General features: G+C 50.0%; 3 protein-coding genes and 1 tRNA gene. 1 reads left to right on the top strand and 3 read right to left on the bottom strand.

What is annotated here, in order from left to right:
- A partial coding sequence (locus Q0Z94_RS11550) for a hypothetical protein (protein ID WP_298069862.1) occupies positions 1-437 on the top strand: 437 nt, incomplete at its 5' end.
- Positions 438-804: 367 nt separating this feature from the next.
- Here Q0Z94_RS11550 and Q0Z94_RS11545 read toward each other — a convergent pair.
- The 3 genes from Q0Z94_RS11545 to Q0Z94_RS11535 all read right to left on the bottom strand — a co-directional run.
- A complete protein-coding gene (locus Q0Z94_RS11545) occupies positions 805-2,073 on the bottom strand; it encodes an integrase arm-type DNA-binding domain-containing protein (protein ID WP_298069860.1) in 1,269 nt (422 codons plus the stop codon).
- 205 nt (positions 2,074-2,278) lie between these two features.
- A tRNA-Ser gene (locus Q0Z94_RS11540) sits at positions 2,279-2,369 on the bottom strand.
- A gap of 142 nt (positions 2,370-2,511) precedes the next feature.
- A partial coding sequence (locus tag Q0Z94_RS11535; protein WP_298069858.1) for an isocitrate/isopropylmalate family dehydrogenase occupies positions 2,512-3,367 on the bottom strand: 856 nt, incomplete at its 5' end.

The raw sequence follows: 3,367 nt of genomic DNA, 5'->3' as shown, positions 1-3,367 counted from the left end.
TCCTGAAACGCGCAGGAGTAACGGGAAAAATTCCCGAATTTCAAGATTTGCAGGAGATGGCCGCCATGTTGGAAGAACGCGCCGCACAGTGGAAGAATGAATACATCCAGAGAGGGGTTCTCCTCGGTAAGGCCGAAGGTATCTCCATTGGCGAAGCACGGGGTATCTCCATTGGTAAAGCTGAAGGTATCTCCATTGGTAAAGCTGAAGGTATCTCCATTGGTGAAGCACGGGGTGAAAGTCGCGGTTTAGGGATAGCCCTGCGTGATTTACTTGAGACGCGCTTTGGCAGCCTACCTTCGCCTGTACTTGATTATATTAAAAACTCGTCCGATGTGGACACGCTGCGTCAACTCATGCGGGACGCGGCCAGAGCAGAATCGCTGAATGCTTTCATGAGCCAGCTCGGAATTGACGGTGGAAAGTTGCTGATGTAACGGTAAAAAAGTATACATCAAAGCACTTTTTAGGAATAATACCAAAAGAGCCTGAGCAGTTTTTGCTCAGGCTCTTTTGATGCTGTCCTATTTTTACTTAATCTCCTCCAATTAGTCCACCTGCCTTTTTTATTTTATCTTTTTTTGATAATTCTATTTTATAATAAAATTCATCTTCATGTTCATACATTAATAATCTTAATAAAGAAAGTTCACATCGGGATATACTGGTTCGTTTTGATTTTCATATCCAAGAAGCCCAAATTCCCACGCTTCTTTAAGCTCTTTGGCGTTCCACTTTAGAAGATCTAAAACTTCGTATCCTCTAAACCAAAATTTTTCCATTCTGTCCCCCCCAAGCTGTAAATCATGAAAACAACATATCAGAGGCTAAAGACAAACGAGGAATCTCTTTGCCATCCCTTAAGGAGTCTAGCACATCTGCCCACCACTGAAAAGCATAGTGCATTACCTCCCGATACTGGGCACGATTATACGCCTGCTCGACTGCGGAACCAGAGGAGTGGGCCAACCCCCTTTCTACGATTTTATCTGGTAGTCCATACTCACGAGCCAGTGACCCCCATACTTTTCTCCAGCCGTGGACGCACATTTTTCCTTTGGGTATCCCGGCACGATGGAGAGAGCAGTTAACTCCTTCAACGCCAAGATGCCCAGTTTTTCCACCTGATGGAAAAAGCCAACTGTTTACTCGGAAGTCACAGAGTTCCTTTAATATGATACTGGCTTGCGCTGATAGAGGAATAAGGAAATCTTTTCTCTGGCCTATGTTACCCTTCATGCTTTCAGCGGGAATACGCCATATCCCATCATCAAGATTTACATCGTCCCAGCGAGCGGTGAGCATTGATGTGGCTCGCAAGGGGAGGAGAGGAAACAGCCTTAAGGCTGCGGACATGTACGGGGAGCAACGCCCAGCTTGAATATATTTTTCAAGTTTACGCAACATGTCTGCCACACCTTCCTTATCCGTGATGGCGGGAAAGCCTTCAAAATTAACATCCCTTTTCGGTTTAGGAAAGAGTGTCGTCAGGTCTTCGGCAATGTTGTACTTATGGTAGCCGTTCATTTTCGCAAATCGACATATTTGTGAAATTATGGTGGCTACACGGCTAGCCATTTCCCGACGGCCGCTTTCGGCAATAGGAGAACAGACGGCTTTGAGGTCGGCAAACGTGAGTCTTGCGTATCCTCTTTTGCCTAAAGCGGGCAAAATATGCTTGTTCACCCGTCCGATTGTCGATTGAACCGTTTTTTCGTCCTTATCGTTTTTCCAGAACGTCATCCATTCATCGCTGACCATACCAAACGTGCGTTGTTCTTCTTCAATGCGTTTCATCCTGGTCTTGCGCTCGGCTACGGAGTCGATGCCCCCTTTCAAAGCTTGTTTTTCTTTGTTTCGCAAAGCACGGGCTTCAGCAAGAGACATTTTTTCGTTGCCGAGCACACGGCGCTTGGCCACCCCGTTAAGGCGGCCGCGCATGAACCATGTTCCCTTGTTTTTTTCCTTAACATTAAAAAAGAGGCCTCCTCCATCATTAAGTTGAGTGGGAATACCCTTACGGAGAGCGACCTCAATCTGTTTCGCTGTGAGCAAGTTTTCGACCCAAGCCATGCGTGTACTCCGAATGTTTACCACGAAAGTGTGTACCTTTAAACAAAAATCCCTGCCCAAAAGGTACACACTTTTTAACACACTTTCCGTGGGATGGGTACCCATCAAGGTACACAATTACACACGACAAAGAACAACGTTTTGTCAAAAAAATAAGTCCTTTCAAGCGATTACACACTCAAAAGGACTCAAAAAATTTTTCTTGTGGCGGAGAGGAAGAGATTTGAACTCTTGGTACCTTTCGGGTACACACGATTTCCAATCGTGCTCCTTAAGCCGGGCTCGGAAACCTCTCCGCGACAGGTGAGTTTTTAGTATAGAAGGTCTGGTACGTCAAGCGAAAAATACGCCTTTTTGGGCAGACGGCGTTTTCCCGTTCGCGAGAGCCGGCGGTGCACCGTCCGCTTCCTGCCTCACGCCTCAGTGCCGGGAGTGGGCTTATCTTGTCTCGGCACCTTCCCTGATGTTGGCAAGGAGGATCTGTCCGAACTGTGAGCAGGAAACCGTGTGCGCTCCGGTCATTTCTGCGGCGAGATCCGGGGTGACGGTTTTCGCTTCGATGGCCAGGAGTATGGCCTTGCGGATTTTTTCCGCCGCGGCCGCAAAGCCCATGTATTCGAGCATGAGCGCACCTGAAAGAAGGAGACTGCCCGGGTTGGCAATGTCTTTGCCCGCAGCCGTTGGAGCCGTGCCGTGCGTGGCTTCGAAAATGGCCAGCTTGTCGGACATGTTTACCCCGGGCGCCATGCCCAGTCCGCCGACCTGAGCCGCAAGCGCGTCGGAGATATAGTCTCCGTTCAGGTTCGGCAGGGCAAGCACGCTGTAGGCTTCGGGATGCAGCAGCGCCTCCTGAAACATGGCGTCCGCGATGCGATCCTTGATGACGACTTTGCCCTTGCTGTTTTCCGGCGTGGCTTCTTTTTCCGGAATGGTGACATCGCTGAATTCCTCACGGGCCACCTCGTAGCCCCAGGCGCGGAAGCCGCCTTCCGTGAACTTCATGATGTTGCCCTTGTGGACGAGGGTAACGCTGGGCAGGCAATGCTCAAGGGCGTATTGGATGGCGCGGCGCACAAGACGTTTGCTGCCGAATTCGGACATGGGCTTGATGCCGATGGCGGAGCCTTCCCGGATGCCGGCTCCGAATTCCGTACGCAGGAAGCCGGCCAGTTTCGCGGCTTCCGGGCTGCCGGCGGAGTATTCTATGCCCGCATAGACGTCTTCGGTATTCTCGCGGAAGATGACCATGTTCACCCGTTCGGGATGTTTGACGGGTGTGCCGATGCCCTTGAAC

This window comes from uncultured Mailhella sp., from assembly GCF_947631555.1.
Lineage (GTDB): Bacteria > Desulfobacterota > Desulfovibrionia > Desulfovibrionales > Desulfovibrionaceae > Mailhella.
This window is presented reverse-complemented; position numbering and strand designations above follow the sequence as displayed.

Coding starts and splice junctions, on each gene's coding strand:
- Q0Z94_RS11545 (WP_298069860.1), bottom strand. CDS start 2,073: ATGGCTTGGGTCGAAAACTTGCTCACAGCGAAACAGATTGAGGTCGCT.